Below are 2,991 nucleotides of genomic sequence, written 5' to 3' on the forward strand. Positions count from 1 at the left end.
CCCGCTGCCTCTGTCGTTCCACAGGGACCTCAAGGTTCAGGCGCTTTTTACACTTTATCTTAGCCTGTTGAAGTTCAGGAAAAGTTCAAGCCGCCGTCGATGTCTCTGTCGATTTGTGAATTCTTGAACTAATCTATTCAGAGGGAAGCGATGAGCAACGTTGGGCAGCGAATTCGAAGGAAGCGCTCTCTTTTAGAGAACAGGGCCAGGGGGATAACGCATCCTTTGGGGGCAGGGCTGGGGGCTCCCGTGAGGCCCTTCGGGTCTTGAGGAGGGAATCCCAGGGGGAGGGGCTACCGTCACATCCCTCATTGATCGTTCGTTGAGCACGCCCTGGGGCGGTGCTGCTCCCTGGGGAGCGGATGGTTGCGTAATTGACAGGATCCCTCCCGGTTCTTAGAATGAAGAGCAATCCAACCGGGCGCTGGATCCAGCGGGGATCCGGAAAGGGGGGCTTATGGTCTCTTCCATCGAGGAGGTCCGGCAACAACTGGCCGCCCACCAGTATATTGCCTCCGATGAGATCGCCACGACGGTTTTCCTCGCCGAACGCCTGGGCAAGCCAGTGCTGATCGAGGGTCCCGCGGGGGTAGGCAAGACCGAGCTTGCCAAAGCCTGGGCGGCCGCCACCGGCCGTCCGCTGATCCGCCTCCAGTGCTATGAGGGCCTGGATGAAACCAAAGCGCTCTACGAGTGGGAATACGCCAAGCAGATGCTCTATACTCAGCTGTTGCGGGACAAGCTCAACGCGGTGCTGGCCGATGCCTCCACCCTGCGGGAAGCCGCCGATCGCATTGCTCAAGAGGAAGATGTTTTCTTCTCCTTGCGCTTCCTGCTCCCCCGACCGCTGCTCAGGGCGATCCTTTCCGAGGAGCCCGTGGTCCTCCTGATCGATGAGATCGACCGCGCCGATGCGGAATTCGAGGCCTTCCTCCTGGAGGTTCTCAGCGACTTCCAGGTCACCGTGCCGGAGCTGGGCACGCTGCGGGCGAAGCATATCCCCACCGTGTTTCTCACCAGCAACAACACCCGTGAGCTGAGCGAGGCCCTCAAGCGGCGCTGCCTCTATCTATTCATCGATTATCCCTCCCTGGAGCAGGAGCTGGCCATCGTCCGCCTGAAGGTGCCGGAGCTCGCGCCGCAACTGGCCCGACAGGCCGTGGAGCTGGTTCAGCGCTTGCGGCGCCTGGACCTGAAGAAGCAACCCAGCATCAGCGAGACGCTGGACTGGGCGCGGGCGCTGGTGACCCTGAACGCTCAGCATCTGGACCGCAAAACCCTGGAGAGCACTTTGACGACCCTTTTGAAACACGAGGCCGACCTGCGACAGGGGCGTCGTCTTTTGGAAGGGGGTGAGGAGCCCCGACGGCCCCGATCGTTCCCCCGCTGGAACACCGATTCATGATCTGGGGGACGCGAGCATAGAGGTTTGGAGAGGGGTAGAGCCGCATCCGACGGCTCCACCCCTCAGGAAGGGCTCTCGTATGTCGTGCCTCCGCATTCAGGGCATAGCGCGTGGGGGATCGCCTATCAGAGTCCCCAGGAGCTCCGGAAACCCCCCAAAGCCTCCTATGCCTCCTCCCTGCCGAACCACCGGAAAAACACCATTGTCAGAGCCCCCAGGTAGATCATCGCTCCCGGCACCCACATGAAAAGCCCGGCCAATCGCTGATCCTCCAACGAAGATGGCGCGCACACCTCAAACCCCAGCGCCGTTGGGTTGTAAATCCGGGCCTCAGGGAAGGTGAAGAGCGCTCCTAACAAGGTGGTGGGCATGGCCAGAAAAAAGAGATAGAGGACCTGACCCGGATCGGAGAGGCGGGGCCAGACCGGGGTAGGGCTCAGGACCGGCCACCAGGCCAGCATCGCCGCGGACAGAAACAGGAACTGCTTGAGGGCCCAGAGGCCCACGTTGCGGGAGGACAGTTCAAAAAGGATCGGAGTATGCCAGGCGAAGAAGACGAGGTTCGCGATCAGATACGCGGGGATGGGCCGGGTCAGATGAAAGCCCACACTTTTTCCCGGGCCTGATCGGGTGAGGGGGTCGAAAAAGGGCCCTGGCAGGCCCATCAACAGCAGGGGAGCGACCAGCCCGGTTAAGAGGACGAACTGCGCCATGTTCACGGTGAACCGATAGGCCGGGCCCAGCAGAAGAGGAGAAGGGATGAATCCCAATCCGGCCAGGCTCAGGCCCAGGAGGAACCACCCCAGATGGGCCCGCCGCTGGGCCGCGCTCAGCCGTTCGTATACGGCGGCGATCCCCACAAAATAAGCGCCCAGCGCTGCCAGCACTCCAATCCCCAGGATCGCTCCGGTCAGCTCCAGGGACATCGGACCATGCTCCTGCGAAGAGATCCTCCATGGGCTCTGTTGCAAGCTCGGGTTTGAGGATTAGCGAAGTGGGCCGTGAAGCGGCCCACCTTACTTCCGCCTCTCCTCACGCCGCTTTGTGGCGGAAGAGAGAGGGATAAAGATAGGTCTCGAATCCGGGGCGGAGATGGCCAAGATTGCAACAGAGCATCCCCTCTATATTAACGCAGCTTGCTATCTGCTCTTCCAGGAGCCGGGGAGGTCGCCAAAGAAAATTAGGCTGGAGCGCTGCCTTCGGCGGCGCCCCAGCCCAAAAACCCACGGGAGAGCTCGGAAGTTTGCCCATGGCATTTTTCTTTCCTCTCCCAACAGCCCACTGGGCCGTGGGAAGAGGAGAGAAAGCAGAGAGGGGTCATTGCTTCCGGGCTGGATTCGGCCTCCTAAATCTCCAGCTAGTAACTGGAAAAAGCATGAGTGCTTGGTCCAGTTTTCATTTGGGGGTTTTCGGGGGGTGGTGCGAGGGCCAAAGGCCCCCCGCACCGCCCTCGAAAGATTTTTTCTTCCCCCTCCCCACGGCCCAGAGGACCGTGGGGAGGGGGAAGAAAGGGGGGAGGGGCCATTGGCTTCCGTTCCTCAAATCCCCGGTTTATAACTGGACAAAGCGATGAGCGGCGTGATCCT

Annotated in this window: 2 protein-coding genes; one reads left to right on the plus strand and one right to left on the minus strand. The window is 60.9% G+C overall.

Annotated features, from left to right (window positions below):
* Positions 1-457: 457 nt before the first annotated feature.
* The gene (locus NZM16_RS01680) at positions 458-1,405 is read left to right on the plus strand and encodes a MoxR family ATPase (RefSeq protein ID WP_295478083.1); all 948 of its coding nucleotides are present in this window, start codon (positions 458-460) and stop codon (positions 1,403-1,405) included.
* A 164-nt stretch (positions 1,406-1,569) separates the two neighbouring features.
* Here the strand turns inward: NZM16_RS01680 and NZM16_RS01685 are convergent, their stop codons facing one another.
* Complete coding sequence (locus NZM16_RS01685) at positions 1,570-2,331, minus strand: cytochrome c oxidase assembly protein (RefSeq protein WP_295478086.1); 762 nt, start codon at positions 2,329-2,331, stop codon at positions 1,570-1,572.
* Positions 2,332-2,991 lie beyond the last annotated feature (660 nt).

Origin of the sequence: Thermoflexus sp. (assembly GCF_025055495.1) — a bacterium.
In the GTDB taxonomy this organism is placed as follows: domain Bacteria; phylum Chloroflexota; class Anaerolineae; order Thermoflexales; family Thermoflexaceae; genus Thermoflexus.